Origin of the sequence: Myxococcus sp. CA051A (assembly GCF_013336705.1) — a bacterium.
Taxonomy (GTDB): domain Bacteria; phylum Myxococcota; class Myxococcia; order Myxococcales; family Myxococcaceae; genus Myxococcus; species Myxococcus llanfairpwllgwyngyllgogerychwyrndrobwllllantysiliogogogochensis.
Genome location: NZ_JABUMS010000017.1, coordinates 31,423 through 57,164 on the forward strand (window position 1 = coordinate 31,423; position 25,742 = coordinate 57,164).

Genomic DNA, 25,742 nt, shown 5'->3' on the forward strand with positions numbered 1-25,742 from the left:
TAAACGAACGTTCGTTCAGATAGGGTGGGCCAACGTTACTTCCGCGCCTGGAGTTCGAGGATGTCCACGTTGCAGCTCGAAGGCTTCACTCTCCACTACGAAGAGTCGGGTCAGGGCATTCCTGTGTTGCTGCTTCACGGGCTTGGCTCCTCCGGAGTCGACTGGGAGCTGGTAACGCCACGGCTGGTAAACGGTTACCGACTCGTTGTCCCGGATGCGCGGGGCCACGGTCGCAGCGGTCGCCCGGCTGGTGCCTACGGGGTGCCGCTCTTCGCCCGGGATGTGGCCGCGCTCTGCGACGCGCTCGGCTTGAAGCAGGTGCACGTCATCGGCCTGTCGATGGGCGGGATGATGGGCTTCCAGCTCGCGGTGGATCGGCCGGACCTGGTGCGCAGCCTGGTCATCGTCAACAGCGGCCCGGAGCTCGTCGCCCGCACGGTGCGCCGCAAGTTCGACTTCGCGCTGCGGCTGACGCTCCTGCGCTTCCTGGGTCCCAAGGCCCTGGCCAAGGTGCTGGCGCCCAAGCTGTTCCCCAAGCCGGAGCAGGAGTCGCTCCGTCAGCGCGCCATCGCCACGTTCTCCGCCAATGACCCGGATGCCTACCTGCGCGCGACGCGTGGGCTGTTGGGCTGGAGCGTCATGGCGCGGCTGAAGGACGTCACCTGTCCGGTGCTCGTGCTCCACTCCGAGCGCGACTACACGCCGCTGTCCGCGAAGCAGGCCTATGTGGACCTGCTGCCCCAGGCGCGGCTCCACGTGCTGGCGGACTCCGGCCATGCCGCTCCGCTGGACCAGCCCGGTCCGCTCACCGACGCCGTGGAGGACTTCCTCCGCGCCGTCGGCAGCGATGCACCCGGCACCTCGCTCGGCGCCTGAGCCGAGCAGCGAACCCGAGCTCCACAACCCAGGAGGCATGACGATGTCGATGCATCGACGTGGTGTCGCACTCTCGCGGTCGCTGTTTGTACTCACGGTGTTGCTGGTGCTCTCCACGGGAGCACCCGCGTACGCCGGCTCGTGGGTCCATGGCAACTATGTGGGCGCATGGGGAGCCCGGGGCTACCAACTCTGGGTCCCCACTGGCTACCAACCGGGGACACCGCGCCCCCTGCTGGTAGCGCTACACGGCTGTCTCCAGAACCCGGACCAGTTCGCGGGACTGACGCGCCTGAACGAGAAGGCGGATGCGGAGGGCTTCCTCATCCTCTATCCGAACCAGGCGACGTTCGTGAACGCGACGCAGTGCTGGAACTTCATGCTCGGCAACAACCAGGAGCGCGGCACGGGCGAGCCGTCGCTCATCGTCGGCATGGTGGAGTTGATGAAGCAGCGCTACTCGGTGGACGCGCGCCGCGTCTACGTGGGCGGCGTGTCCGCGGGCGGCGTGCTCACGACGACGCTGATGTCCTGCTACTCGGATGTGTTCGCCGCGGGCATGGTGGGAGCGGGCGCCATGTACAAGGCGGCCACCACGGTGTCCGGCACGGCCTTCGCCATGCTCTTCGGCAGCATCTACTCGCCGGATGACAAGGGGAAGGACGCGTGGGTCTGCTCGGGCCGGCCGCGTCGCACGGTGCCGGTGCTCGTGGTGCACGGCACCGAGGACAGCGTCGTCAATCCCCTCAACGGCGAGCAGGCCGTGAAGCAGTTCCTCCAGACGAGCGACTACGGCGATGACGGCGTGGCCAATGACAGCGTCAAGGGCACGCCGACGAGCACGCGGACCTTGAGCGTCCCCGGTGGCCGTACCTACGTCGTGAAGGACTACGTCTACGGCGGTGAGCTGGTGGCCCAGAAGTACGAGATTCGCGGCATGGACCACGCGTGGCCGGGAGGCAATGCGAGCTACCCCTTCGCCGACCCGGCCGGCCCCGACGCCACCACGTTCATGTGGGACTTCTTCAAGCAGCACGCGCTCGACCTGCCGTAGCCGCGCGGGACTTCCACCCGCGCTCCTCGAGCGTCGATGAGGAGCGCGGGCCTTTTCCGAGTCAGTGCTTGTGGCCGAAGCGCACCGCGACGTTCGGGTGCGCGGCGGCGAAGGCGCGCAGCTTCTTGAAGCTCTCGGTGCCGCGCGTCGCGTCGGCGGTGAAGGTGCCTGGCTCCACGTCGTGCTCCCAGCCCCAGCGGGTGTGGCTGGCGTCGCCCAGGAGCAGCACGGGGCCCTTCGTCGAACGCACCAGGTACGCGGTGCTGCCCGGCGTGTGGCCCGGCACCCAGAGCGCCCACACGGAGCCGTCACCGAAGATGTCCACCGCGCCCTCGAAGAGTCCGCCCGTCTCGGCGGCGTAGGTCCACTCGGACAGCGCGGCCTTGCCCGCGAGCGCGCGGTCCGTGTTGGGCTTGATCAGCACGTTGAGGAAGGCGCGGGCCTCCGCCTCGCCCGGGCCGGTGTAGACGGGGGTGCCCGCGGGCACGTCGGCCATGCCGGTGAGGTGGTCCAGGTGCAGGTGCGTGAGGAACACGCCGGCCAGGGGCTGGGGCTGCTTCGCCAGCCACTCGCCCAGCGGCTGGTGAACCTTGAGCTTCTCCAGCTTCATGGCGCTGGCGACGATGCCTTGCATGGCCGCCTTCTCCGGCGCGTCCCGCAGGGCCGTCTCGATGCCGGTGTCGACGATGAAGAGCCCCTTCGTCGGGTGGCGCAGCGCATGGAAGAAGACCTGGATGGGCTCATCCCCGTCCTCCAGCTTCGCCGCCTTCGCGGTGGGGTGATTCAGGTTGATGAGGCCGCTGCGCGCCACGGCCCAGTCGGAGGACGCCACGGACTCCAACTCCACGGGGCCGGGCTCGTCCAGCACCGCGAGCAGGTCATTCGCGGGCCGCGCCGCGCCGAGCGCCGAGCGCTGGTGGGGGTGCGAGGTGGCCGCCACGCCGACGACTCCGAGGATGACCGCACCGAGGACGAGGACGGCGAGGACGGAGAGGGTGATGCGCTTGACGTTCTTCATGAGCGCCAAGGTATCGATGCGTTGATGCATGGGAAATGGCCATTTTGGTATGAAGCCATCCAAATATGGATATTCCGTGGGATGACGCGCGGCTGTTCCTGGCCATCGCGGAGACGGGCAGCTTCAGCGCGGCGGCGAAGCGGCTGCGCATCGGCCAGCCGACGGTGAGTCGCAGGCTGGCGGCGCTCGAGTACGAGGTGGGGGCGAAGCTGTTCCGGCGGAGCGTGGACGGCGCGGCGCTGACGTCGGCGGGGGAGCGGCTGCTGCAGCCCGCGAGGAAGATGGCGGAGTGGGCCGGAGAGCTCCAGCGCGCCGCCGAGTCGGCCGACTCCTCGCCCCAGGGGTTGGTGCGCGTGACGGCGAGCCCCTTCGTGAGCTTCGACTTCCTGGCGCCCTTCGCGGGCCACGTGGCGCGCAAGCACCCGGGGCTGCGGCTGGAGGTGCAGTCGTCGGTGAACTACGCGGACCTGGGGCGCGGGGAGGCGGACCTCGCGCTGCGCACGCGGTCCACGAGGAACGCGGACCTCACCCGCGTGTACACGTTGGAAGTGGAGACCGCCGTCCTCGTCTCCAAGTCGCTCAAGGCGACGCTGCCGAAGCGGCCGACGCTCCAGGAATTGCCCTGGGTGGCGTGGGCTCCGCCATTCGAGGCGATGTCGCCCAATCCCCAGTTGGAGTCGCTCATCCCGAACTTCGCCCCCGTCTTCACCGCGGACAACTTCCTGGTGCTGCTGGCGGCGGCGGAGGCGGGCGTGGGCGCGATTGCGCTGGGCCATGTCACGCACCGCTTCAGCCAGCAGCGGGAGCGCAACCTGGTGCCGCTCGACATCGACCTGGGGCCCTACAAGAAGAGCCAGCTCCACCTCATCTGCGCGAAGTCGGCCCTGGAGATTCCTCGCGTGCGCAAGGTGTCGGAGCTGTTGGTGGAGGAGCTGGAGCGCGCGAAGTCGCGCTGACTTCGCGCGCTCGGAGACGCGGGCTCAAGGCATGGGGGGCATGCCGCCGTCCCAACCCGGCGGAGGGCCACCGGGGCCTCCGTCGCCACCCGGCGGAGGCCCGCCCGGACCACCACCGCCTCCGCCGCCTCCTGGAATCTGGCACTGCGCGGTGTCCAGCGAGGAGCGGATGATGAGCGTCTTCCACGCGAGCATGGCGCCGTCCGCCTGGCGTGAGGTCTGGAAGAGGTAGTTGCCCACGGACTCGGCGGACACGACGTTGTCGTTGGCGTTCGTCGTGTCTCGCGGTCCGCGCGTGTTGTAGAGCGGCTGGTGGTTGATGACGTCGTCGTTGAGCGCGTCGTCGAAGAAGAGCTGCGACGTCACGTACTCCGCCTCGCCCACGCGAATGGTGAAGTGGATGTGGACGGTGCGGCTGCTGTACCAGCCAGGGAAGCAGGTATCGAAGTCGGCGCGGCCGTCGGCGTCCGTCACCTGCACGCCTCGGAACCACCGGGCGGACGTGGCCGTCGGGTCGTCCGAGGTGCAGAAGGTGCTGGCGTCCTCGCCCGAGTAGAGGCCCTCCGGCGCGGCGTGCCAGATGTCGACGGAGGCGCCCTGGATGGGCTCGCACGCCTCGTTCAGCACGCGGAAGGCCAGCCGCACGGGCAGGCCGTCGTGGCCCTCGCTGATGTCCTTGCGGACCAGCGTCCGCGCATAGCAGGGGCCCAGGGTGGCCGCGCAGGTGAGGGCGCAGGTGGTGCCCGCTTCGTCCGTGAAGGGGTTGGCGTAGGTGCCCGCCATCACCGCGGTGCCGCCGGTGGCCCAGTCGGTGGCGGTGGTGCCCGCGTCGGTGTTCGTTCCGGAGTCGGTGTCTCCCCCGGTTCCCGGGGTGCCCGAGTCGTCCGCGCCACAGGCGAGCACCTGCACCAGCGGTATCGCCGCCAGCGTCAGGCCCATGCCGCGCAGCACCCTTCGGCGGGACATCACCGAGGTGAGGGTGTCCTTCCTGTCCTGGTCGCTCATCGCGAGTCCTCTCCTGGGCCGGTGCGAGTGGGGAGGTCCGGTCCATGTCGCCCGTGTTCTCGGGCCCGAGAATCGCTATACCCAGGGAGTTCTTAAGCAGACCTTACGTGCCACCCACGGAGACCGGCCGCATGACGACACTCAAGGGGAAGACGCTTTTCATCACCGGGGCCAGCCGAGGAATCGGCAAGGCGATGGCCCTCCGGGCGGCGCGCGACGGCGCCAACATCGTCATCGCCGCGAAGACGACGGAGCCGCACCCCAAGCTGCCGGGCACCATCTACACGGCCGCGGAGGAAATCGAGAAGGCGGGCGGTCGGGCGCTCCCCTTCGCGGTGGACATCCGCGACGAGAAGCAGATTGCCGCGGCGGTGGCGAAGGCGGTGGAGACGTTCGGCGGCATCGACATCCTCATCAACAACGCGAGCGCCATCAGCCTCACCGGCACGGAGGACACGCCGATGAAGCGCTATGACCTGATGCATGGCATCAATACGCGCGGGACGTTCGCCTGCTCGCAGGCGTGTATTCCGCACCTCAAGCGCTCCAGCAATCCGCACATCCTCAACAACTCGCCGCCGCTGAACATGGAGGCGCGCTGGTTCTCGCCGCACGTCGCGTACACGATGGCGAAGTACGGCATGAGCATGTGTGTGCTGGGCATGGCGGACGAGCTGCGCCCGGATGGAATCGCGGTGAATGCGCTGTGGCCGCGCACGGTCATCGCGACGGCGGCGGTGCAGAACCTGCTGGGCGGTGAGGAGACGATTCGCGGCAGCCGCTCGCCGGACATCATGGCCGACGCCGCGTACGCCATCCTCACCAAGCCGAGCAAGAGCTTCACCGGCAACTTCTGCATCGACGAGGACGTCCTGCGCGCCGACGGCGTGACGAACTTCGACACGTATCAATCCGTGCCCGGCGCGGAGTTGTTCCCCGACTACTTCCTCTGAGGGGTGGATTGGTACGGCCCATGCTTCCGGTTCGGGAGCGTGGGCCGTGCGTTGAGTATTCCGGCAAGGGCCCAAGGCGAGGAGGGTGGCGAGATGGCGTGGGAGTCCGAGCAGGGTGTGACGTCGAGTGTCGCGAGGAGCCGCCAGGATGAGCGGTGACGCCAAACAGGGAGGGCCCGGTCCGGGAGAGTTCCTGGTCTACGTGGGTGAGGATGGTGTCTCGAAGGTCCACGTGCGGCTCGTCGAGGGCACCGTCTGGCTGACCCAGAAGCAACTGGCCGAGCTTTTCGGCAAGGACGTGCGAACCGTCAACGAGCACCTCCAGAACATCTACGAGGAGGGAGAGCTCGACCCGGTGGCAACCCTCCGGAAATTCCGGATAGTTCAAATGGAGGGTACCCGGGAAGTCGCGAGGCTGGTGGAGCACTACTGCCTGCCCGCGATTCTCGCGGTCGGCTACCGGGTCCGCTCCACTCAGGGGACGCGGTTCCGGAAGTGGGCCACGGCCCTGCTGGACGAGTACCTGGTGAAGGGCTTCGTGCTCGACGATGCCCGCCTCCAGTCCGCCGCCTCGTTGGGAGAGGACTACTTCGACGAACTCCTGGAGCGAATCCGGGAGATTCGAGCGTCGGAGCGTCGGTTCTATCAAAAGCTGACCGACATCTACGCCCAGTGCAGCGTCGACTATGACGCCCAATCGGATATCACCCAGACGTTCTATGCGACGGTGCAGAACAAGCTGCACTGGGCCATTCATGGCCACACCGCCGCGGAGCTGATTCGAGAGCGCGCCGACGCGAGTCAGCCCCACATGGGACTCGCGACCTGGAAGCACGCTCCCGAAGGACCCATCCGGAAAGCGGATGTCACGGTGGCGAAGAACTACCTCACGGAGCCCGAGCTGCGAGAACTCAGCCGTGTCGTCACGATGTATCTGGACTACGCGGAGGACCAGGCCCGCCGCCGGCGCCCCATGACGATGGAGAGCTGGGTGGCGAAGCTGGATGGCTTCCTCCAGTTCAACGAGCGGGACGTCCTGTCCCACGCGGGGCAAGTCAGTCACGAGCTGGCGACGGCCCACGCGGAATCCGAGTTCGACCGGTATCGCGAGAACCAACGGAAGCTGGAGTCGAACCTGCCGACTTCCGACTTCGACCGGGCCGTGGAGAAGACGAAGCAGCTCGAATCCAGGACAGGGGGCCGAGGCAAGAAGCCATGAGTCGGCTGCTCCCGGGCGGCGAGCCCGCCTGCCCCGGGGGTGGGCGGACCACCGGTAAAATGTTCGGGAGAAGAGGCTCCATGCGGCAGTGATTGCGTGCTTGTGGACGCGACACTAGAAGCCCAGGTCACTTCCATTCTTCCGAACGAGCACTGATGTCCGCGCCGGACTTCCCCAAACAGCGAGCCACGGCATTCCAGGAAGGGCACCTCGGCGGAGCCGGCGAGATGGCGGAGTTGGTCCGCTCCAAGGACTGGTCCGCGACACCGCTAGGCCCCCTCTCCGGCTGGCCCACGAGCCTGAAGACGATGGTGGGCGTCGTCCTGGGCAACCGCTTCCCCATGCTGCTGTGGTGGGGACCCCAGATGCTTCAAATCTACAACGACGGTTACCGGCCCGTGCTCGGCCTGAAGCACCCAGGCTCGCTGGGCGCTCCCGCCTCCGTTGTCTGGGCTGAAATCTGGGACGTCATCGGCCCCATGGCCCAAGGCGTGCTGAAGGGCGGACCCGCGACATGGAGCGAGCACCTTCCGCTCTTCATCAGCAGCCGAGGCTTCATCGAGGAGACGTTCCACACCTTCTCGTACAGCCCCGTGTATGACGAAGCCGGCCAGGTCGGCGGTGTCCTCGTCACGGTGCAGGAAACCACCGAGCAGGTGCAGGACAACCGCCAGCTCAAGATGCTGGGCGAGCTGGCCACCAGCTCCGCCGCCGCGAAGACGGCCGAGGAGGCCTGTCAGACCGCCGCGTCCATCTTCTCCGGCTACGACCAGGACCTGCCCTTCACGCTGCTCTACCTGCTCGACGATGCCGGCACCGAGGTCCGGTGCGTGGGCTCCAGCGGCATGGAGGGCTACGCGGGCTCCGCGAAGCCCGCGCACTGCGCCTTCAACGGCGTGACGGACCCCGACGGCTGCTGGCCCTTCGTGGAAGCGGCGCGCACCGGACGGGAGGTCCTCGTCGATGACCTGGCCTCGCGCTTCGGGGACCTCCCCATGGGCCGCTGGGGAACGGCGCCGACGCGCGCGGTGGTGCTGCCGCTGGCGCGCTCCGGGCAGCCACATCCGTATGGATTCCTGGTGGCCGGCGTCAGCCCGCGCCGCGTCCTGGATGACCGCTACCTGGGCCTCTTCCGCCTCACCGCGGACCCGGTGGTGACGGCCATCGCCAATGCCCGCGCCTACGACGAGGAGCGTCAGCGCGCCGAGGCCCTCGCGGCCATCGACCGCTCCAAGACGGCCTTCTTCAACAACGTCAGCCATGAGTTCCGCACGCCGCTGACGCTGATGCTCGGCCCCACCGAGGACGCGCTGGCCTCGCCCTCACGCGCCCTCTCCGGCGAGCCGCTGGAGACGGTTCACCGCAACTCGCTGCGGCTCTTGAAGCTGGTCAACTCCCTGCTCGACTTCTCCCGTCTGGAGGCGGGGCGCATCCAGGCCCACTACGAGCCGGTGGACCTGCCCGCCCTCACCGCGGGCCTCGCGAGCGCGTTCCGCTCCGCGATAGAGCGCGCGGGCCTGCGCTTCGACGTCGACTGCGCGCCGCTGCCCGAGGACGTCTACGTCGACCAGGACATGTGGGAGAAGATTGTCCTCAACCTCCTCTCCAACGCGCTGAAGTTCACCTTCGAGGGGACCATCCGCATCTCGCAGCGGTGGACGAATGGTCAGGTCGAGCTCCAGGTCTCCGACACGGGCATCGGCATTCCGGAGCAGGAGCTGCCCCGCGTCTTCGAGCGCTTCCACCGCGTCCAGGGCGCACGCGCGCGCACGCATGAGGGCTCCGGCATCGGCCTGGCGCTCGTACACGAGCTGGTCCGCCTCCATGGCGGCACGCTCGGCGTGACGAGCACGGAAGGCAAGGGCACCACGTTCACCCTGCGCATCCCCTCCGGCGCGGACCATCTGCCGAAGGCGCACGTCGGTGCTCGTGACTCGCGGGCCGTCACGGCGCTGGGCGCCGCGCCCTATGTGAACGAGGCCTTGCGCTGGCTGCCAGGCGGGCTGGAGGTGGAGTCGCTGGAGCTGGGGGCCGAGGTCTCCTCGGCGCAGAACGTCGCCAAGGGCGCGCGCATCCTGCTGGCGGACGACAACGCCGACATGCGCGAGTACCTGACGTCGCTGCTCTCGCGGACCTGGGAAGTGGAAGCGGTGGCGGACGGCCTCGCGGCGCTGGAGTCCGCGCGCGCCCGACCTCCAGACCTGGTGCTGACGGACGTGATGATGCCGGGGCTGGATGGCTTCGGCCTGCTGCGCGAGCTGCGCGCCGACGAGCGGACGCGCGGAGTGCCCGTCACCGTCCTCTCCGCGCGAGCGGGTGAGGAGGCTCGCATCGAGGGTCTGCGCGCCGGCGCCGACGACTACCTGGTGAAGCCCTTCTCCGCGCGCGAGTTGATGGCGCGGGTGGAGACGCAGCTCACCAAGGCGCGGTTGCGGTCCATCCAGGAGGCCCATGCCCGGCTCCTGACGCGCGTCTTCACGTACGCGCCGGTGGGCATCTGCATCCTGAAGGGGCCCGAGCACATCTTCGAGTTCGCCAACGCGGGTTACCTGCGGCTCGTCGCCAACCGCCCCGTCGTCGGCCAGCCCATCGCGAAGGCGCTGCCGGAGCTGGCGGGCCAGGGCATCTTCGAGCTGCTGGACAGGGTCATCGCCACGGGCGAGCCGTACATCGGCCGTTCGCTGCGACTGATGATGGTCTCCGGTGAGGGGGGCCCTCCGCGCGAGGTGTTCTTCGACTTCGTCTACCAGCCGATGCTGGACGACGAGGGCCGGGTGGACTCCATCGTCGTGGTGGCCTTCGACGTGACGGACCTGTCCAACGCGCGCCGCGAGGCGGAGGCGGGCAGCCGCGCAAAGGACGAGTTCCTGGCGATGCTCGGCCATGAGCTGCGCAATCCGCTGGCGCCCATCCTCACCGCGCTCCAGCTGATGCGGCTGCGCGGCGGTGACGGCGCGGAGCGCGAGCGCACCGTCATCGAGCGACAGGTGCATCACCTGGTGCGACTGGTGGACGACCTGCTCGACGTGTCCCGCGTGACGCGGGGCAAGCTGGTCCTTCGCCGTGAGCGCGTGGAGCTGGCGGAGGTGGTTGCGAAGGCCATCGAGCAGTCCAGTCCGCTCCTGGAGGAGCGCGGCCACCACCTGGTGGTGGAGCTGCCTCGCCATGGCCTGTTGCTGGACGCCGACGCGACGCGACTGGGGCAGGTGTTCTCCAACCTCCTGACGAACGCGGCGAAGTACACGGAGCCCGGTGGGCGCATCACCATCACCGGGACGCGAGAGGGTTCGGAGGTGGTGGCCTCCGTCCAGGACAACGGCAGCGGCATCACCCCGGAGATGCTGCCGCGCATCTTCGACCTCTTCTTCCAGGAGCGGCAGGAGCTGGACCGCTCGCAGGGCGGACTGGGACTGGGGCTCGCGATTGCCCGGAGCCTGGCGGCCCAGCACGACGGCACCATTCAGGCGAGCAGTGATGGCCGGGGACAGGGCAGCACGTTCACCGTGAGACTGCCCGCGCTGGAGGCCCTGCCCGCCGAGGCGAGCGTGGCCTCCGCGGTCGCGGCGCAGGAGGTCGTGCCGATGCCGCACCGCGTGCTGATTGTCGACGACAACCGCGACGCGGCGGACGTACTCGCCGAGGCCCTGGACATGCTGGGCTGCGAGACGCGCGTCACCTACGACGGCCCGAGCGCGCTCCAGGTGGCGCCGTCCTTCTGCCCGGAGCTGGCGCTGCTGGATATCGGCCTGCCCGTCATGGACGGCTACGAGCTGGCGCGCAACCTGCGCACCCAGCGCCCGGACGGGGGCCTCCAGCTCATCGCGGTGACGGGGTATGGCCAGGAGTCGGACCGGCAGCGCTCGAAGGAGGCGGGCTTCGACGCGCACCTGGTGAAGCCCATCGACTTCGCCACCCTGGGCTCGTTGCTCAAGCGCCTGAACTCGGCCCGCTCCAATTGACTCACCCCGCCGAGCGCGCGGCCTCGCTCGGCGGCGGTGCCCAGGTGGCATTGAGCGAGTGGATGGTGCTCACCGGGATGTCGAGCAGGAACATGTAATAGAGGGCGCGGTGCTGGTCGTTGACCTCGTCCTCGAAGGCGCCGAAGCCGCTCACCGAGTAGACGGTTCCGAGCAGCTCCGTGCCGGTCGTGGGCTGCTGGTACGTCAGCGCGTTGTCCCGGAGGGTCCTCAGCGCGGCGTCGACGGCCGCCTTGCACAGCAGGCCACACGCGGGGCCGCCGGGGTACAGGGACATGATGGACGTCAGCCCTTCCTCGGTCCACGCGCGCGGCACCACGTCGAGCGCGTTGTAGTAGCGCTGGGCCTCCGGGAAGGCGGCGTCGAAGGCCTCGGCGAAGGCGGGATTGCCCGCGGTGGGCGCGGCGAAGGTGACGGGGAGCACGGACACGTTCGTCAGCGCGCCCTGGAGCCACGCGGCCAGCACGGTGGCCACCTGTCCCCCCAGGCTGTGCCCGGTGACGAGCAGCGACGTTCCCTGGGGCAGCCCCTGGAGGAACGTCAGCAGCGCGCCGCCGCCGGGGCCCACGGACGAGGACATGGCCACGACGTTCTTCCACACCTCCACGGCGCCCTTGGAGATGGCCGCATCGGCGGGAAACGACGGCGCGGTGAAGGGCAGGGGCTCCTGGGGGTTGATGTTCTTGTCCTGGAGCAGGTCCTCGATGCGGTCGAACAGGGTGCCGCGCACCACCACCGCGCAGTCGCCGCTCGTGTTGGCGGCGACGTAGACCAGGTCCTCGCCGTGTGTCGCCGGGCCCCACGTCACCTGCCAGCCCTCCGTGAGGGTGGCGGACAGGGCCTCGTTCATCAGGGTGTAGCGCTTGGAGTTCGAGTCGAACTGGCCCAGGTAGGAGACGGCGCAGAGGGTGATGCCGAGCTGGGAGGGATTGTTCGCGGAGGCCATGGTTCTTCCTTCAGGACAGGGAGCCGGAGACGCTTGCCCCCATTGTGCACCGGCCGGGGGCTTCGTCGCCGTCCTCGCGCGCGGGGACTCGGCTATGCTGGGGCCCTCCGCATGGCCCTGGAAGGGCACGGCGCGCGTCGCCCCCCTTCCACGCGGTCCGGGGAGAAGAGACGAGGCGTTCGGGATGAGCAGCGATGTGGCGGGAGCGAAGGACGGAGTGGTGGTTCTCGATTACGCGAAGCTGGTGGCCGGCGCGGACCTGTCCGCCGACATCGAGCGCGCGTATGGGTATGACGGCATTGGCCTGCTCATCGTCCGGGGCATCCCCGGGCTGGTGGAGCTGCGGCAGGGGTTGTTGCCGTTGGGCTTCCGGTTCGCCGCGCTGCCCAATGACGTGAAGGACCGCTACGTCCACGAGCGCAGCAGCTATTCCTTCGGCTGGAGCCACGGCAAGGAAGTGCTCAAGCCTGGCCAGTTCGACGAGTTCAAGGGCTCCTACTACAACAATCCCCAGTACGACTCGCCCCAGGTGGATGCGTCGCTGGTGGAGAAGTACCCGGAGAACTACCTCCCCAACGTGTGGCCGGACCCGGACTTTCCCGCGCTGCGCCCGGCCTTCCAGGCCCTGGGGCGGAAGATGGTGGACGTGGGGTTGCTCGTGGCGGCGCAGTGCGACCGGTACGTGACGGCGCGGCTGGGCGAGAGGCTCTCGCCGGATGCACAGCTGGCGCGGACCATCCGCGAGTCCCGTGCGTGCAAGGCGCGGCTGCTCTACTACTTCGCCATCAACGAGGACTCGACGCCGCGCACGCGCGATTCCTGGTGCGGCTGGCACAGTGACCACGGTTCGCTGACGGGGCTGTGTCCGGCCATGTACTTCGATGCGGAGCCCGGGGCCTCGGAGCCGACGCGGCAGGACATCGCGGTGCCGGACCCGGAGGCGGGGCTCTACGTGCGCACGCGCGGTGGCGAGGAGCGCAAGGTCGTCATCCCCAAGGACTGCCTCGCGTTCCAGATTGGAGAGAGCGCGCAAATCGTCACGGGCGGACTGCTGCGCGCGACACCGCACGCGGTGCAGGCGCTGGCGCACCCGGCGAGCCGCAACATCTCCCGCTCGACGTTCGCCGTCTTCATGCAGCCCGATAACGAGGAGCGCCTGCGTCCGCCCGAGGGCACGGACCCGGCGGAGCTGCGCGTGGGCGCCTTCCAGCCGGGCATGACGTTCGGCGACTTCGCCCGCGCCACATTCGCGAAGTTCTACAACCCCTACGCGTGACGCGCGGCGCGCGCGGGGTGTCTCCTCAAAAGACAGACACCTCGCGCAGTTGGTGGAAGTAGCCGCGCATCGGTGGGTTGCTGGACGGTTTCGCGGTGAAGATGCGCACCCGGTCCACGAGCGGCGTGTCTTCCCGGAGGGGCGCGTCGACGTCGCGCTCGAAGGCCACCTGCGTGTTCCTGTCGTCCGTGTGGGGCGGGGTGTCGAGCGCCAGAATGAGGGTGTCCTGGCCCAGCGGCTGCCATGCGCCGCCCTCCAGCGAGCCCTCGACGTGAAGGACCTCTTCCATGAACGTGCTGTTGTGGCCTCGCACCAGCACGCGGCGGGGATGGACGGGCTCCCGCAGCCGGATGATGAGCACCTGCTCCAGCGCGCCGTACATCGGCGTTGGCACCTTGACCGACTCGAGCTTGCCGTCGGTGAAGGGACACGGGTCCACGACGCCGTCATCCGTCTCGCAGGGCTGTCCCCGGCTGAAGGGGATGCGTCCCGTGAAGGGCAGCGGCACCGGGGGCGCCTCATGCACATCCACGTATTCCAAGACGCTCAGGAACCAGTCGCGCCAGCCCTCGGCTCGGGCCTGCACGAAGGCGAGCGGTGGCGCGAAGTCCTCCAGCATCTCCGGCCCCAGCCACGCCTCGCCGGAGCGCTTCTCCTGGCTCCACACCACGCCGGACTCGCCACGCGCCTGCACGAAGTAGCCGTGCTCGGGGATGTCCGCGAGCGGCGGCACGTCCACCCACGTCAGGCGAACGCCGCCCGAGTCCTCGCTCGCACGCAACTGGCTGTCCCAGCGGCGAAGCGGCGGCAGGTCCACGTCCCTCATGAAGTTGAAGGCCAGGAAGTCCCTCGCGCCGTCCAGGGACGGCAGGTGGAGCTGGAAGGCGCTGAGTCTCGCCCAGGGGGATGGGCGATCCAGTTGGTCCGCGCCGGTGTCGCGCGCGGTCAGCTCGTGGAGGAACAGTCCTTGCGCGTCCGGAGTCACCAGGGCCCAGGGCTCGTACGCGAGTGTGAGGCGTCCACTCGGAGCTTGTCCTGGGATCGGCTGGGGTCCATCCAGCCGGCGCGGACGCATCAGCGTGAGCGGAGCGCCGCGCCAGGGTGAGCCGTCGGACTCCAGCACGGTGCCGGAGAGGAAGACGGGAGACTCGGGCTCCAGCGCGCAGCCCGCCGAGGTGATGACGCAGGCGAGCCCCATGAGCAGGTGGCGCATGTCAGAAGGTCCCCTTGACGCCGAGCGTGGGCAGAATCACCGGGATGCCGAGGCTCTTGCGCTTCAGGCCCACGGGCTCGCCTGCATCTTCCTCGTAGCCATAGTCGCGGGTCAGCACCTCGCTGCGCGCGCTGACGTTGAAGACATCCAGGTACACATCGAGCATGAAGTTGTCGAAGACGAGGCTGCGTGAGGCGCGGAAGTCGACGCGGAAGAAAGACGGCAGTCGGTCCACCGCGTCGCGGCTCACGGGTTTCCACTCGGGCTCGCCGTCCTCGCCCAGGCCCTCGCGCATGGTGCGGTAGCCGAACTGGCCCGTCTCGGGGCGGCCGGTGTTGAAGTGCGCCACCGCGCCCACGGTGACGAAGTCGAAGCGGTAGCTGAGCGCGGCGTTGACGGAGTGCGCCTGCTCGAAGGCATAGGGCAGGTAGCCCTCCGCCATGCCGAGCTCCTCGCCATCCGGGCCCACCTTCGCGTAGCGCGTGAAGCGCCGGCTCTGGTTGAATCCATACGTGAGCCAGCCGAACCAGCGTCGCCCCAGTGGCCTTCGCACCATCAGCTCCACGCCGTAGCTGTGGCCCCGGCTCTCCACGTCCTCGGCTTCGAGTCCCCGACGCCGCAGGTTGCTCACCACGTCTTCGAAGTTGAACTCCAGCGTGCGCAGGAGCGGGTTGAAGTACGCCTCCGCGGAGATTTCCCACTCCGAAGATGGTCGCCACTCCGAGCCGAGCGAGAACTGCGCCGCGCGCTGGAGTCCCCGCTCCAGCGCGAGCATCTCTCCGGCGGGCACGGGGAGCAGCACCGTCGCGGGCTGGTGGTACAGGCCCGCGCCTGCCTTCAGCGTGAGCGTGTCCGTGAAGGCATGCCGCACCGCGAGCCGAGGCTCCACCGCCAGCCGCGTCGTGTCCCCGAAGCCGTGGTAGCTGTCCAGCCGCAGGCCCGGCACCAGCGTCCACCGCGGGGAAGGCCGCCAGGTGAGCTGCGTGCCCACGCCCGCGAAGGTGCCCAGGATGCCAGGGCGCGAGTACGCGTCCTTCCCGTCGACCGGGCCCACGGGGCGGAACAGGCCGGTGGCCACCATGCTCGCGTCGCGTCGCTCCAGGTGTCCGAAGACCTCCAGGTTCAGCTCGGAGGACAGCTCGCGTGTGTAGCCCGTGCGCAGGGCGACGCTGCCCTGGGTCAGCTCGTAGCGGCCGGGCGCGCTGCCGCCCTTGTTGTAGGCGAGGCTCAGCCGGTCATACCCGAGCGTCAGGCCCACCTCCGCCTCGCCTCTCGCGAAGGGGTGGCGACCGCGCAAGTCGAGCCGGTGGAACAGCAGGCCCACGCCGCCCGAGCTCTGCGTGGGGATGCGCGCCGTGAGTCCCACCGCGTCCGATGTGCCGAGTGCGAGGACTCGGAGGTTGCCCTGGCCCACGCGCTGCTCCACGCGCGTCTGGTAGTCCCAATAGTCCGCGTACAGCTTGGGCTCGCCGGGCTCCGAGTACACGTTGCCGCCTATCGTGGTCGACGACGGCCCGGTGAGGCTGTTGGCGATGCGGGTGATGAGGAGGCCCGTGTAGCTGATGCGCGCGGCGGCGGTGACGGTGGTGCTCGTCTCCGGGATGGGGACCTCGAGGAACGCGCCTGCGTGGATGAGGTCCAGGTAGGCGCTGCCGTGCAGGCCCTCTTCGCGCGGCCGGCTCACGTGCGCGTCCACCGCGCCGCCCAGCAGGCTGCCGTAGCGCGCGGAGGGCACACCGACCTGGAAGTCGAGCGACTCGACGAGGTCCGGGTACACCACCGCGTTGCCGACGAGCAGGTGATAAAGGAAGGGCACGCGCACGCCGTCCACGTAGAAGGCACTGGCGGCGGGCTGCACTCCGCGCACCACGGGATAGGAGAGCCCCGAGGCCAGCGCCGTCACACCCGGCATGAGCATCACCACGCGGAACGGGTCGCCCATGGTGCCGGGGACCTCGCGCAGCTCCTGCTCGTGCAGCGTGACGCGGGAGACCTCGGTGCGCGGCCGGTCCGCGCGCACCACCGTCTCGTAGGGGTTCACCGCGAGCGGCTCCAGCGAGTACAGCACCTCCAACTGCTGGCTCGCGTCGAGCGTCTCGGTGAGCATCAGCAGCCGATGTCCGGGCGCGGTGATTTTCAGCGCATGCGCGCCGGGGGGCAGCTCCAGTCGGAAGAATCCCTGGGCGTCTGTCTCCGTCGTCGCCGCGTCGGCGCGCACGGTGGCTCCGGCGATGGGCTTGCGTGTGCCCTTGGCTCGCACCCGGCCGGTGAGCACCGCGCGGAGGGCGGCCACGGGGGGCGGCTCGAAGCGATAGGTGAAGGGCAGTCGCACCGCGACGGGTTGCCCTTGTGAGGTGGCCGGGTGGAAGCGCAGGCGGGGCGCGGCGTGCAGCGCGGCCTGGGCGAGCGCGGAGGGAGGCTCGCCCACGATGCGGGCCTCGACGACGTCACCGGCCTCGTCGACGGTCAGCTCCAGCTCGACGGTGACGGGCGCGTCCAGGTGGAGGCCTTGAGGCAACCGCGCGGGAGCGTCCTCGGCCAGGGTGGGGGGAATGAGCGCGGAGAGCGGCGAGGACTCGGTGCCGGGCAGCGGAGTCGTCTGGGCACGAAAGGGCACTGCGACCAGGGCCAGGGCGAGAAGAGACGGTCCGAGTCGCGTCATCGTGGTGGGGGCGGGGGTGTGGGCGCTGAAAACCTCCTATACGTGACCACAACGGAAGTCAGGTTGTCGCGGGCCGTGTGGCAATGACGTTCATCTGGCAATGAGTTCATCTCAGGTGGACGGTTTGCCCGAGGCGACTGGCGCAATACCCATCCACGGCCACGGCACCCAGGATGAAGGCGGCGGCCGCGGCGATGTTCCCCTTGCGAGGACTCTGTTGGAGCGCGGGCCCCAGGCTCGCGAAGGGCCGGTGCTTGCCTTCGCACTCCGGCAGGGCGAGCGTGGGGCTTCCCTGTCGTTCAGGAGCGGCGCGATGACCCTGGGTTCCTGGCGTTCGTTGTGTCTGGTCGTGAGTGTCCTGCTGTCCTGGGGGCTGGCTGCTCCGGCGAGGGCGCAGGCGACCGGGCCCGAGCGGGTCGCGGTGCGCGCGGCGAGGCTGTTCGACGGCAGGAGCGCGAAGCTCGTGACGAAGGCCGTGGTGCTCATCGAGGGCAATCGCATCCAGGCGGTGGGCTCCGGCCTGGCCATTCCCGAGGGCACGCGGGTGCTCGAGTTAGGGGACGTCACCCTCCTGCCGGGACTCATCGATACACATTCGCACCTGCTCACGAACCTCGAGTTGGGAGGGGATGGGTCGAGCATGGAGCTGCAGGTGGCACGGATGAGCACGGCCGAGCGTGCCTTGATGGGTGCGAAGCTGGGGCGCGAGTTGCTGGAGGCGGGCATCACCACGGTGCGGGACGTGGGCAACTCCGGTGTGAATGGGGATGTGGCGCTGCGCAATGCCATCCAGCGAGGCTGGGTGGAGGGGCCGCGCATCTCCGCGTGTACCCGCGCGCTCGCGCCGCAGGGTGGACAGTTCGGGCAGCTCCAGCAGCCCGTGCAGGGACTCATCGACCAGGAATACGTCACCGTGACAGGCGTGGACGAGGCGCGCCGTGCCGTGCGGCAGGCGGTGTATGACGGCGCGGACTGCATCAAGGTCATCGTCGACAATGGCCACAACATCCTCTCGGTGGAGGAGCTGAAGGTCATCGTCGAGGAAGCGCATCGGGTGAAGCGCCCGGTCGCGGCGCACACGACCAAGGACGACAGCATCCGCGCGGCGGTGGAGGCGGGGGTGGACTCCATCGAGCATGGGTATGCGTTGCCGGATGACGTGCTGGCTCCGATGGTGCGCAAGCGCATCTTCCTCGTGCCCACCGAGGGACCGCTGGAGATTTGTGAAGAGTTTCCTTCGGACGCGGGTGACGCGGAGGCGCGGCGCGCCATGAAGGAGCGCTGCCAGAAGCTCGTGGCCAAGGGGTATGAGCGCACGCGTCGAGCCGTGGCGGCGGGCGTGCGGTTGGCGGCGGGCTCGGACATGTACCTCGCGGTGCCAGGGCAGACGCGTGGCGCGTCCACGATGCGCTCGCTCACCGCCCATGGTGAGGCGGGCCTTCCGCCGGTGGAGGTCCTGCGCGCGGCGACAGCGAACGCGGCGGAGCTGCTGCGCATGCAGGACCGGGTGGGCACGCTCGAAGCGGGAAGGCTCGCGGACCTGATTGCCGTGAACGGCGACCCGTTGAAGGGCCTCAAGGCGCTGCGTCAGGTGCGCTTCGTGATGAAGGACGGCAAGGTGGTGGTGGACGCCCAGGGAGCGCTGTCCCCGGTGGCGACGCCCGCGCGCTGAGAGCTGGCGGAGCGCTCCTCGGAGCCAGGCGGGGTGGCGCGTCGATGGCGCCGCGCTCATGCGTTTCGCGAGGCCGCGGCCCTCTGGCACGCTCCTCGGAAGTGTCGCGAGGGCTCCGGCTGGAGTAGTTACCAGGGGCCATGCTCTCCCGGTCCGCTCGACGCGTCTCGCTCACGGTGCTCCTCCTCGTCTGCGCCTCCTGTGCGCGCGTGCCGCGTCCAGCGGTCACCCGTCCCCAGGAAGCACTGGTGGAGTTCTCCGACACAGTGAAGCTCGTGGACGACGGCGAGTCGGCGTCCCTGCGCATCGCGCTGGACCAGAGCCTCATCTGGCTGCGCACGCGGCCGGTGGACCAGCGCTTTGTCTACGGCCCGCGCGAAGTCACGGCCGGAGAATTGGTATCCGCCCTGGAGCGGCTGCGCGCGCGCCTCACCGACGGCATGTCCTCGCTGGAGGTGTCGAAGGCGGTGATGGAGGACTTCGACCTGCTCGAGTCCTCTGGAGGCGAGGACGGCACCGTGCTCTTCACGGGCTATTACGAGCCCGTGCTCGAAGCGAGCCTGTCGCGAACCGACGAGTACCGCGTCCCCGTGCTGTCCGCGCCCGATGACCTCATCGAGGTGCCGCTGGAGCCCTTCGCGGAGCGCTTCGCGTCAGAGCGCGTCTTCGGGCGACTGGAGGGCAAGCGACTGGTGCCCTACTGGAACCGCGCCGAGATTCGCGGCGGCAGGCTGAGCCCGCGCAAGCTGGAGCTGGCCTGGGTGAAGGACCCGGTGTCGCTCTTCTTCATGGAGGTGCAGGGCAGCGGCACCCTGCGGCTGAATGACGGCGGCGAGCGTCGCGTGGGCTACGCCGCGTCGAATGGCCGTCCGTACCGGAGCATCGGCGCCCTGCTCATCCAGGAGGGAGTGATTCCCCGAGAGCAGATGTCCATGCAGGCGCTGCGAGCGTGGCTGGCGGCGAACCCCACCGAGCGCGACCGCGTGCTGGACTACAACGAGTCCTATGTCTTCTTCCGCTTCCTGCCCGGCGCGGCGGTGGGCTCCTTGGGCAGGGAGGTGACACCGGGCCGCTCCATCGCCACGGACGCGCGGCTGTTCCCCAAGGGCGGCCTGGCCTTCATCCTCACGGACCACCCGGTGAAGATGGCGGATGGTTCGGTGCAGTGGAGGCCGCTGTCGCGCTTCGTGTTCAACCAGGACACGGGCGGAGCCATCCGGGGCGCGGGTCGCGTGGATGTCTTCTGGGGCCGAGGCCCCGAGGCGGAGCTGGCCGCGGGCATGATGAAGCAGAAGGGGCGGCTGCTCTTCCTGGTGCCCAGGCCCCGCGTCCCGGTGGTGGAAGCCCGGTGACGCGAGGCCCGGAGGTGGCTCAGCGCTGGGCCACGCCGGCCTTCTTCAGCTCCTCGTCGATGATGCGACGGAAGTGGTCGATGGGCATCGCGCCGACGATGGGGCGGCCGTTGACGAAGAACGTGGGCGTCCCCCCGGCGCCCACCCTCGTGCCCTCGGCCGAGTCCAGGTCGATGCGCGCGTCGAACTTCCTGGCGTCGAGCGCGTTCTTGAAGCGCGTCACATCCAGCCCGACCTGCTTCGCGTAGCCCTCCATCGCCGCCCGGTCGAGCTGCCGCTGGTTGGCGAAGAGGAGGTCGTGGAACTCCCAGAACTTCCCCTGCTCGTGCGCCGCCATGGACGCAGCCGCGGCGAGCTTCGCGTTGGGATGGTTGGGCAGCGGCTGGTGCTTGAAGGCCACGCGCAGCTTGCCCTCGTACTCCTTCTCCAGCGCCTTCAGCGTGGGCACCGCGCGAGAGCAGAAGGGGCACTCGAAGTCGGACCACGCCACCAGCGTGACGGGCGCGTTGGCGGGGCCGCGCGAGGGCGCCTCACCCACCTCCACCTGCTGCCGGGGCAGCTCCGCCGGAGCGGGTGGCGCGGGCGGGCGCTCCACGCCGCGCTCGATGATGCGCGCGTAGACGTCCGCCTTGGGCACGCCACCCTTCACCAGTGCCTCCGCCTTGTTCAGTTCCTCGTCCACCACGCCGGTGAAGACCGTCAGCGGCTGGGCGCCGTTGATGAAGCGGCCGTTGACGAAGAAGCCCGGCGTCCCGGTGGCGCCAAGCTGAATCGCCATCGCCTCATCCCGGCGGATGCGCTCGGCGAGCTTCGGCTCCGCCAGGTCCTGCTTCCAGCGGGCGACGTCCAGCCCCAGCTCCTTCGCGTAGCGCTCCAGGTCCGCGTCGGACTGGGCCCTCGGGTTGGCGAAGAGGACGTCATGGTACTGCCAGAACTTCCCCTGCTCTCCGGCGGCCAGCGCCGCGACCGCCGCGGGCCGGGCGCGCGGGTGCATGTCCAGCGGGTGGTGCTTCATCACCACGCGCAGCTTGTCGCCATAACGCTGCTGCAACTGCTTCACCGTGGCGTGGCCGCGAGCACAGAAGGGGCACTCGTAGTCGGAGAACTCCACGAGCGTGACGAGCGCGCTCTCCTCGCCGTGGATGAGCGAGCCATCCACCGGCACCTTGTAGACGACGGGAGAGATGGGAGGGCGCTGGCGGTCAGAGGGTTGGGCCACGGCGGCTGGCGTGGGAGTGGTGCCCTTGGGGGCAGCGGCGGGCGCCGACGTGCGGCCTCCCACGAATCCCAACACGAGCCCCACCACGAGGCTCACCCATACGGATGGCTTGCTCACGACACGACTCCTGGAAAAGTGACGCCACGGAGTGCGCCGAGCGCGCCGAAAGTTTCAGCGCTCTTTTTCGAGGACCTGGGTGCGAGTCAGGCCGACCTGTCGGCCGGAGGACCTGGCTTCAGGGGAGAGGGCCATCCAGCGCTGCCCTGGTGGCCTGCTCTCGGGGCGCTTGCCCGCCATTTCGGCGGTTGTCCATGAGCGGGCAGGCCCCACCTTTGTGGAGGAAGGGAGGCCGTGCCTCATGCGAGGGAAGGTTGCCTGGATGGCGGTCGTGGTCGCGAGCCTGTCGCTCATGCTGTGCGCGGGGGGCTGTACGGCGGAGGCGCAGTCAGCGTCCGAGGAGGCACGGCCGCCGGCCGCCCCCTCGGAAGTGAAGCCGGTGCCTCCGTCAGGACAGACGCCGACACCCGCCGAGGTGTCCGAGCTGTGGAACAGCATGTCGGGGTTGCGCGCGGAGGTCCGCCAGCTCCGCCAGGAAGTCTCGAAGCTGCGCACGCAGGTCGGCGCCCAGGCGCAGGGCACGGGCGGCTCGGGCACACAGGCGCGGGCGGGTTCCGAGCCGGATACCCAGGCGCGCGGCACGGGGGGCGCTGGCACCGCGCCACGACAGGTGGAAACCGACGTGCCGCCCGCTGGCTCCAACGTGCCGGCGCCGACGGGGACGGCGGTGGTGATGGCCACCTTCACGGGGGCGGTACGCTCGGTGGCTCCGCCCGACGTCGTCATCGCGCAGGACAGTGGAGAGCCGCTGACGCTGGAGGTGACTCCGCGGACGCGGGTGCTGCGCAACGGAAAGAGCGTGGGCTTGCGAGACCTGGACCCGGGAGATCGCGTCAGCGCGGTGGTGGACATGGTGGGTGAACACGAGACGGTGGAAATCTCGGTGCTCCGGAAGGAGGACCCGGACAATTGAGACGCGGGAGCGACCCGTCAGTCGCTCGCGTTCAGGTTCGTCGTCGCTCGCAGGGAGGTTCCCGTCATGACGGCCTTTGACCGATACCGCGCACTGCTGCGCAAGTTCGAGAGTGTGCGTGCGCGAAATCCACAGGGTGGTTCGCCCGAGGAGGATGCCTTGTTGGACGACCTGGACGATGTCTGGTCGGAGATGAGTGAAGGCGAGCGCGCCGCCGCATCCCCCGAGCGCGACCGGGCCCTGGGGCTCTCGGATTCGCAAGACTCCGCGTCTCCACCTCCGGGCTGAGGCGCTTCTATTTACGGGCCGTGGGGAGAGGCGTTCCCCGCGGCCCGTGTTCGTCGGAGCGCGGGACAGGTGAAGCCCCCCGAGCCCTCATCCGGGAGCGCAGCACCGCGCGCGTGTAGTCCACCACCGAGGCGAGCGACAGCACGGCGATGAGCGCGACGAGCGGGCGCACAGCGGGGGGAAACAGCAGCACGCACAAGAGCGTCACCAGTTGCAGCGAGGTGACCACCTTGCCGAGCATCCGCGCCTTGAGCTCCACCCGCCGCAGCTTCGGCACCAGTCGGGTGACGATGAAGCCCACCGCGGTGCCGATGTCCCGCACCAGCAACAACAGGACCTCCGGCAGGGCGATGAGGCCGTCGAGGTAGCAGACGAGGATGGCCGTCACCATGAAGGCGCGGTCGGCCACCGGGTCGATGAGCGCGCCCAGTCGCGTGGCCAGGCCCTTGTGTCGCGCAATCCAGCCGTCGAGGAAGTCGGAGAAGGCCGCCAGCACGACGAGCGCCGCGCGCACCTTCGCGTCGGACTCGACGATGAAGGCCACCGCCATGGGGAGGCGGGACAGGGACAGGATGTTGAGCAGCACGAGGCTCGCCTGGCGGCGCATCTTCGTTCAAAGGTAGTGCACGAGCGTCATCACGCACCTGCCGGGGAGGAGGAGGTGTCGTCGAGTCGTCGGTCATCGCCCCGGCGGAGAGCAGGCGACCTCACGCGCGTGCGCATTCCACGAAACGCGAGGCTGCGAGGGAACCTTCGAGCGGCGAGAATCCTCCCATCCGGAGCGCCGCTCCCCACCTGCCTGGAGTCTCCCGTCGTGACCGCATCCGAGTGTCCGCCCCTTTCCCCGTCCTCTCCACTTCGCACCGGGGCGGCGTGGCTCGCCCGGGCCTGTCTGGTGGCGCTGTTGTGGCCAGGAGCCTCGGGGGCCAGCCCGCTGGCGCCGCGCCTGCGGGGCACGGTGCTCGCGACGGCGGCTTCACGGGCCCCCGAGCAGTCCACCGCCTCCTCCGAGCCCCGCGCCCCCACGCGCGAGGAGCTGGCGCGCTATGGCTGGCTGGCGAAGGACGCCCAGGTCCGTCCACTGGAGCTCGCCATCCCCGCGCCGGAGGGCTACACGCGCGTGACACTGGAGGCGGGCTCGTTCGGCGCGTGGCTGCGCGGCCTGCCCCTGCGCGCGCAAGGCACGCCCGTGCTGCACTTCCGGGGCGGAGAGGTGTTGCCCGGCGACGATGCGCGACTGGCAGCGGTGGCGGAGCTGGACATCGGCTCGGCCAATCTCCAGCAGTGCGCGGACTCCATCATCCGGCTGCATGCGGAGTGGCAGTGGTCCAGTCAGCAACGGGAGCGCATCGCCTATCGCTTCACCAGCGGACACCTGGCCTCGTGGCCGAAGTACGCGGCGGGAGACCGGGCGCGCATCGCGGGCTCCAAGGTGACGTGGGCGAGGAGCGCGGCGGCGGACAGCTCTCGCGCGGCGTTCCGTTCCTACCTGGACCTGGTCTTCACCTACGCGGGCACGCTGTCACTGGAGAGCGCCAAGGGGCGTCCCGCGCGAGACGAGCTGCGTGGCGGGGACTTCTTCGTGCTGGGCGGCAGCCCGGGGCACACGGTGCTGGTGCTGGACGTGGCGGCCGACGCGGGGGGCCGCCGCGTGGCGCTCCTGGGGCAAGGCTTCATGCCCGCTCAGGACTTCCATGTCCTCTCCTCGGGAAATGACTCCGTGGGGCCCTGGTTCCCGCTCGATGCCGACGCGGTGAGCACGCCCTTCTGGAAGCCCTTCCCGTGGACGTCGCTGCGTCGCTTTCCGTGAGGCGTGTCGTCGACCGGTCGTTCTCCGCGGGGCCCCCACCCCGACGGTGACTGACAGCGGCCAACGCCTCGCTCGCCAGGGCGATGCGTGCGTCGTCACGAGGCTACGAGTGCAGCGGCATCCTCACGCCCGAAGCCGGAGTCGGCGTCGGCGTGGTGGCGGGCAGGGCCTCCGCGACGGTGGCGGGCTTGCGCGTCAGGTACTTCACCAGGCTGTTGTGCTTGCCCAGGTACGTGTCGAAGCGGTTCACCCCGTCCTCGAGCATGCCCGCCTTGTCCAGTTCCTCGTGCATGACGGGCAGGTTGTAGAAGGGCACGGACGGGAAGGCGTGGTGCGTGAGGTGGTAGTTGCAGTTGAGCGGCGCCACGAAGAAGTTCTCCAGCAGCGTGCCCTTCACGTCGCGCGTCTCGCGCGTCTCGTCGCCCTTGATTTCGGCGTCCAGCGGGTGCTCGCCGAGCGCGCGCATCCGGAAGAAAGCCATCATCACCGTCGTCGTCGGCAGCACCCACAACAGCAGCCAGTGCAGCCACGCGCCCGTCATCACCAGCGTGGTGAGCAGCGCGGCGACGTAGATGACGTAGCGCACGTGCTCGGCGGCGGAGACCTTGGGCTTCGCGCCGCCCAGGAGCCGGCCCCAGTACGTCCAGGGCAACACCACCTTGAGGTGGTTGGGCGCGTACAGTCCCAGCGCGTCGCCCATGAACACCGCAGCGGCGCGCATCGGCGTGCGCGGGAAGTGCCAGGACGGGTCCTGCTGCATGGAGGCCCAGTACGGGTCCTTCGCCGTGTTGACGTGGCGGTGGTGCTCCATGTGCTGGTGCCGGTAGCCCGCGGTCGTCATGTTCAGCGGGAAGGCGCACAGGAAGTCGGCCACCACGTCACCCACCTTCCGGTTCGACAGGAAGTGGTAGTGCGCCGCCTCGTGCATCAGCGCGAGCATCGCGTGCTGACGCGTGGCGATGACCAGGGCCGCGATGGGCCAGGCCCACCACCGGTCCACCCACACCACCGCGGCAAACGCCGCGACAATGACGAGCCATTGCGTGCCGAGCGCCCACAGCGCCCTCACGTTGCTCACACGGGACATCTCCCGGGTCATTTTCGCCAGCGCCTGCCGGTCGACGCGCCGCGCGAACTGCACATCCGCTTCGTCTATGACCTCGGCGTACATGGGGGGCTCCTTCGTCTTTACGAGCAAGCAGGGTATTCCAGGACT

20 protein-coding genes are annotated in these 25,742 nt (G+C 69.3%); 12 read left to right on the top strand and 8 right to left on the bottom strand.

The genetic code is table 11. From position 1 onward, the window contains the following. The first annotated feature begins 60 nt into the window (after positions 1-60). Positions 61-876, top strand: a complete 816-nt coding sequence (locus tag HUA74_RS35785) for an alpha/beta fold hydrolase (RefSeq protein WP_174458161.1) — start codon at positions 61-63, stop codon at positions 874-876. Between the two features lie 43 nt (positions 877-919). Then, positions 920-1,930, top strand: a complete 1,011-nt coding sequence (locus HUA74_RS35790; RefSeq protein WP_254614098.1) for a PHB depolymerase family esterase — start codon at positions 920-922, stop codon at positions 1,928-1,930. A gap of 61 nt (positions 1,931-1,991) precedes the next feature. On the opposite strand, the gene HUA74_RS35795 is transcribed toward HUA74_RS35790, so the two are convergent. Continuing rightward, positions 1,992-2,948: an MBL fold metallo-hydrolase gene (locus HUA74_RS35795; RefSeq protein WP_174458162.1), complete on the bottom strand. Its 957-nt coding sequence runs from the start codon at positions 2,946-2,948 to the stop codon at positions 1,992-1,994. Positions 2,949-3,013: 65 nt separating this feature from the next. Here HUA74_RS35795 and HUA74_RS35800 point away from each other — a divergent pair, with 65 nt between their 5' ends. Then, the gene (locus HUA74_RS35800) at positions 3,014-3,904 is read left to right on the top strand and encodes a LysR family transcriptional regulator (protein WP_174458163.1); all 891 of its coding nucleotides are present in this window, start codon (positions 3,014-3,016) and stop codon (positions 3,902-3,904) included. 24 nt (positions 3,905-3,928) lie between these two features. On the opposite strand, the gene HUA74_RS35805 is transcribed toward HUA74_RS35800, so the two are convergent. Beyond that, positions 3,929-4,909 (bottom strand): protocatechuate 3,4-dioxygenase, encoded by a 981-nt coding sequence (locus tag HUA74_RS35805; protein WP_254625407.1) that lies wholly within the window; start codon positions 4,907-4,909, stop codon positions 3,929-3,931. A gap of 131 nt (positions 4,910-5,040) precedes the next feature. On the opposite strand from HUA74_RS35805, the gene HUA74_RS35810 reads away from it, so the two are divergent. The 3 genes from HUA74_RS35810 to HUA74_RS35820 all read left to right on the top strand — a co-directional run bounded on the left by HUA74_RS35810 (position 5,041) and on the right by HUA74_RS35820 (position 11,040). After that, positions 5,041-5,862, top strand: coding sequence for an NAD(P)-dependent oxidoreductase (locus HUA74_RS35810; protein ID WP_174458164.1), 822 nt, complete (start codon positions 5,041-5,043; stop codon positions 5,860-5,862). A gap of 148 nt (positions 5,863-6,010) precedes the next feature. Beyond that, positions 6,011-7,081, top strand: a complete 1,071-nt coding sequence (locus tag HUA74_RS35815) for a virulence RhuM family protein (protein WP_174458165.1) — start codon at positions 6,011-6,013, stop codon at positions 7,079-7,081. Between the two features lie 227 nt (positions 7,082-7,308). Further along, positions 7,309-11,040, top strand: coding sequence for an ATP-binding protein (locus tag HUA74_RS35820; RefSeq protein ID WP_254625408.1), 3,732 nt, complete (start codon positions 7,309-7,311; stop codon positions 11,038-11,040). Position 11,041: 1 nt separating this feature from the next. Here the strand turns inward: HUA74_RS35820 and HUA74_RS35825 are convergent, their stop codons facing one another. Then, on the bottom strand, positions 11,042-12,004 hold the full coding sequence (locus HUA74_RS35825; protein WP_174458167.1) for a hypothetical protein: 963 nt from the start codon (positions 12,002-12,004) through the stop codon (positions 11,042-11,044). A 184-nt stretch (positions 12,005-12,188) separates the two neighbouring features. Here HUA74_RS35825 and HUA74_RS35830 point away from each other — a divergent pair, with 184 nt between their 5' ends. After that, positions 12,189-13,280, top strand: a complete 1,092-nt coding sequence (locus HUA74_RS35830) for an isopenicillin N synthase family oxygenase (RefSeq protein ID WP_174458168.1) — start codon at positions 12,189-12,191, stop codon at positions 13,278-13,280. Between the two features lie 25 nt (positions 13,281-13,305). Here the strand turns inward: HUA74_RS35830 and HUA74_RS35835 are convergent, their stop codons facing one another. Both HUA74_RS35835 and HUA74_RS35840 read right to left on the bottom strand, forming a co-directional pair. Continuing rightward, positions 13,306-14,493 (bottom strand): hypothetical protein, encoded by a 1,188-nt coding sequence (locus HUA74_RS35835; RefSeq protein WP_174458169.1) that lies wholly within the window; start codon positions 14,491-14,493, stop codon positions 13,306-13,308. Position 14,494: 1 nt separating this feature from the next. Next, positions 14,495-17,110, bottom strand: coding sequence for a TonB-dependent receptor domain-containing protein (locus HUA74_RS35840; protein ID WP_174458170.1), 2,616 nt, complete (start codon positions 17,108-17,110; stop codon positions 14,495-14,497). A gap of 358 nt (positions 17,111-17,468) precedes the next feature. On the opposite strand from HUA74_RS35840, the gene HUA74_RS35845 reads away from it, so the two are divergent. Both HUA74_RS35845 and HUA74_RS35850 read left to right on the top strand, forming a co-directional pair. Then, complete coding sequence (locus HUA74_RS35845) at positions 17,469-18,827, top strand: amidohydrolase family protein (protein ID WP_174458171.1); 1,359 nt, start codon at positions 17,469-17,471, stop codon at positions 18,825-18,827. Positions 18,828-18,967: 140 nt separating this feature from the next. Continuing rightward, entirely contained in the window at positions 18,968-20,179 is a 1,212-nt protein-coding gene (locus HUA74_RS35850) for a murein transglycosylase A (protein WP_174458172.1), read from the top strand. A 19-nt stretch (positions 20,180-20,198) separates the two neighbouring features. Here the strand turns inward: HUA74_RS35850 and HUA74_RS35855 are convergent, their stop codons facing one another. Next, positions 20,199-21,515: a thioredoxin domain-containing protein gene (locus HUA74_RS35855; protein WP_174458173.1), complete on the bottom strand. Its 1,317-nt coding sequence runs from the start codon at positions 21,513-21,515 to the stop codon at positions 20,199-20,201. A gap of 262 nt (positions 21,516-21,777) precedes the next feature. Here HUA74_RS35855 and HUA74_RS35860 point away from each other — a divergent pair, with 262 nt between their 5' ends. Continuing rightward, positions 21,778-22,428: a hypothetical protein gene (locus HUA74_RS35860; RefSeq protein ID WP_254625410.1), complete on the top strand. Its 651-nt coding sequence runs from the start codon at positions 21,778-21,780 to the stop codon at positions 22,426-22,428. 66 nt (positions 22,429-22,494) lie between these two features. Continuing rightward, a complete protein-coding gene (locus HUA74_RS35865) occupies positions 22,495-22,716 on the top strand; it encodes a hypothetical protein (RefSeq protein ID WP_141642801.1) in 222 nt (73 codons plus the stop codon). Between the two features lie 7 nt (positions 22,717-22,723). Here HUA74_RS35865 and HUA74_RS35870 read toward each other — a convergent pair whose 3' ends face one another. Next, positions 22,724-23,323 (bottom strand): CDP-alcohol phosphatidyltransferase family protein, encoded by a 600-nt coding sequence (locus tag HUA74_RS35870; RefSeq protein ID WP_174458175.1) that lies wholly within the window; start codon positions 23,321-23,323, stop codon positions 22,724-22,726. 207 nt (positions 23,324-23,530) lie between these two features. Here HUA74_RS35870 and HUA74_RS35875 point away from each other — a divergent pair, with 207 nt between their 5' ends. Further along, positions 23,531-24,526 (top strand): DUF4846 domain-containing protein, encoded by a 996-nt coding sequence (locus HUA74_RS35875; protein WP_174458176.1) that lies wholly within the window; start codon positions 23,531-23,533, stop codon positions 24,524-24,526. Positions 24,527-24,629: 103 nt separating this feature from the next. Here the strand turns inward: HUA74_RS35875 and HUA74_RS35880 are convergent, their stop codons facing one another. Continuing rightward, complete coding sequence (locus HUA74_RS35880; RefSeq protein WP_174458177.1) at positions 24,630-25,697, bottom strand: fatty acid desaturase family protein; 1,068 nt, start codon at positions 25,695-25,697, stop codon at positions 24,630-24,632. Between the last annotated feature and the right edge of the window lie 45 nt (positions 25,698-25,742).

Bases quoted from the DNA above. Each gene is read 5' to 3' on its own strand.
- HUA74_RS35815 (WP_174458165.1), top strand. From the start codon at position 6,011: ATGAGCGGTGACGCCAAACAGGGAGGGCCCGGTCCGGGAGAGTTCCTG.
- HUA74_RS35805 (WP_254625407.1), bottom strand. From the start codon at position 4,909: ATGAGCGACCAGGACAGGAAGGACACCCTCACCTCGGTGATGTCCCGC.
- HUA74_RS35865 (WP_141642801.1), top strand. From the start codon at position 22,495: ATGACGGCCTTTGACCGATACCGCGCACTGCTGCGCAAGTTCGAGAGT.
- HUA74_RS35790 (WP_254614098.1), top strand. From the start codon at position 920: ATGTCGATGCATCGACGTGGTGTCGCACTCTCGCGGTCGCTGTTTGTA.
- HUA74_RS35810 (WP_174458164.1), top strand. From the start codon at position 5,041: ATGACGACACTCAAGGGGAAGACGCTTTTCATCACCGGGGCCAGCCGA.
- HUA74_RS35785 (WP_174458161.1), top strand. From the start codon at position 61: ATGTCCACGTTGCAGCTCGAAGGCTTCACTCTCCACTACGAAGAGTCG.
- HUA74_RS35830 (WP_174458168.1), top strand. From the start codon at position 12,189: ATGAGCAGCGATGTGGCGGGAGCGAAGGACGGAGTGGTGGTTCTCGAT.
- HUA74_RS35860 (WP_254625410.1), top strand. From the start codon at position 21,778: ATGGCGGTCGTGGTCGCGAGCCTGTCGCTCATGCTGTGCGCGGGGGGC.
- HUA74_RS35850 (WP_174458172.1), top strand. From the start codon at position 18,968: ATGCTCTCCCGGTCCGCTCGACGCGTCTCGCTCACGGTGCTCCTCCTC.
- HUA74_RS35870 (WP_174458175.1), bottom strand. From the start codon at position 23,323: ATGCGCCGCCAGGCGAGCCTCGTGCTGCTCAACATCCTGTCCCTGTCC.
- HUA74_RS35835 (WP_174458169.1), bottom strand. From the start codon at position 14,493: ATGCGCCACCTGCTCATGGGGCTCGCCTGCGTCATCACCTCGGCGGGC.
- HUA74_RS35825 (WP_174458167.1), bottom strand. From the start codon at position 12,004: ATGGCCTCCGCGAACAATCCCTCCCAGCTCGGCATCACCCTCTGCGCC.
- HUA74_RS35820 (WP_254625408.1), top strand. From the start codon at position 7,309: ATGGCGGAGTTGGTCCGCTCCAAGGACTGGTCCGCGACACCGCTAGGC.
- HUA74_RS35795 (WP_174458162.1), bottom strand. From the start codon at position 2,948: ATGAAGAACGTCAAGCGCATCACCCTCTCCGTCCTCGCCGTCCTCGTC.
- HUA74_RS35845 (WP_174458171.1), top strand. From the start codon at position 17,469: ATGACCCTGGGTTCCTGGCGTTCGTTGTGTCTGGTCGTGAGTGTCCTG.
- HUA74_RS35800 (WP_174458163.1), top strand. From the start codon at position 3,014: ATGGATATTCCGTGGGATGACGCGCGGCTGTTCCTGGCCATCGCGGAG.
- HUA74_RS35880 (WP_174458177.1), bottom strand. From the start codon at position 25,697: ATGTACGCCGAGGTCATAGACGAAGCGGATGTGCAGTTCGCGCGGCGC.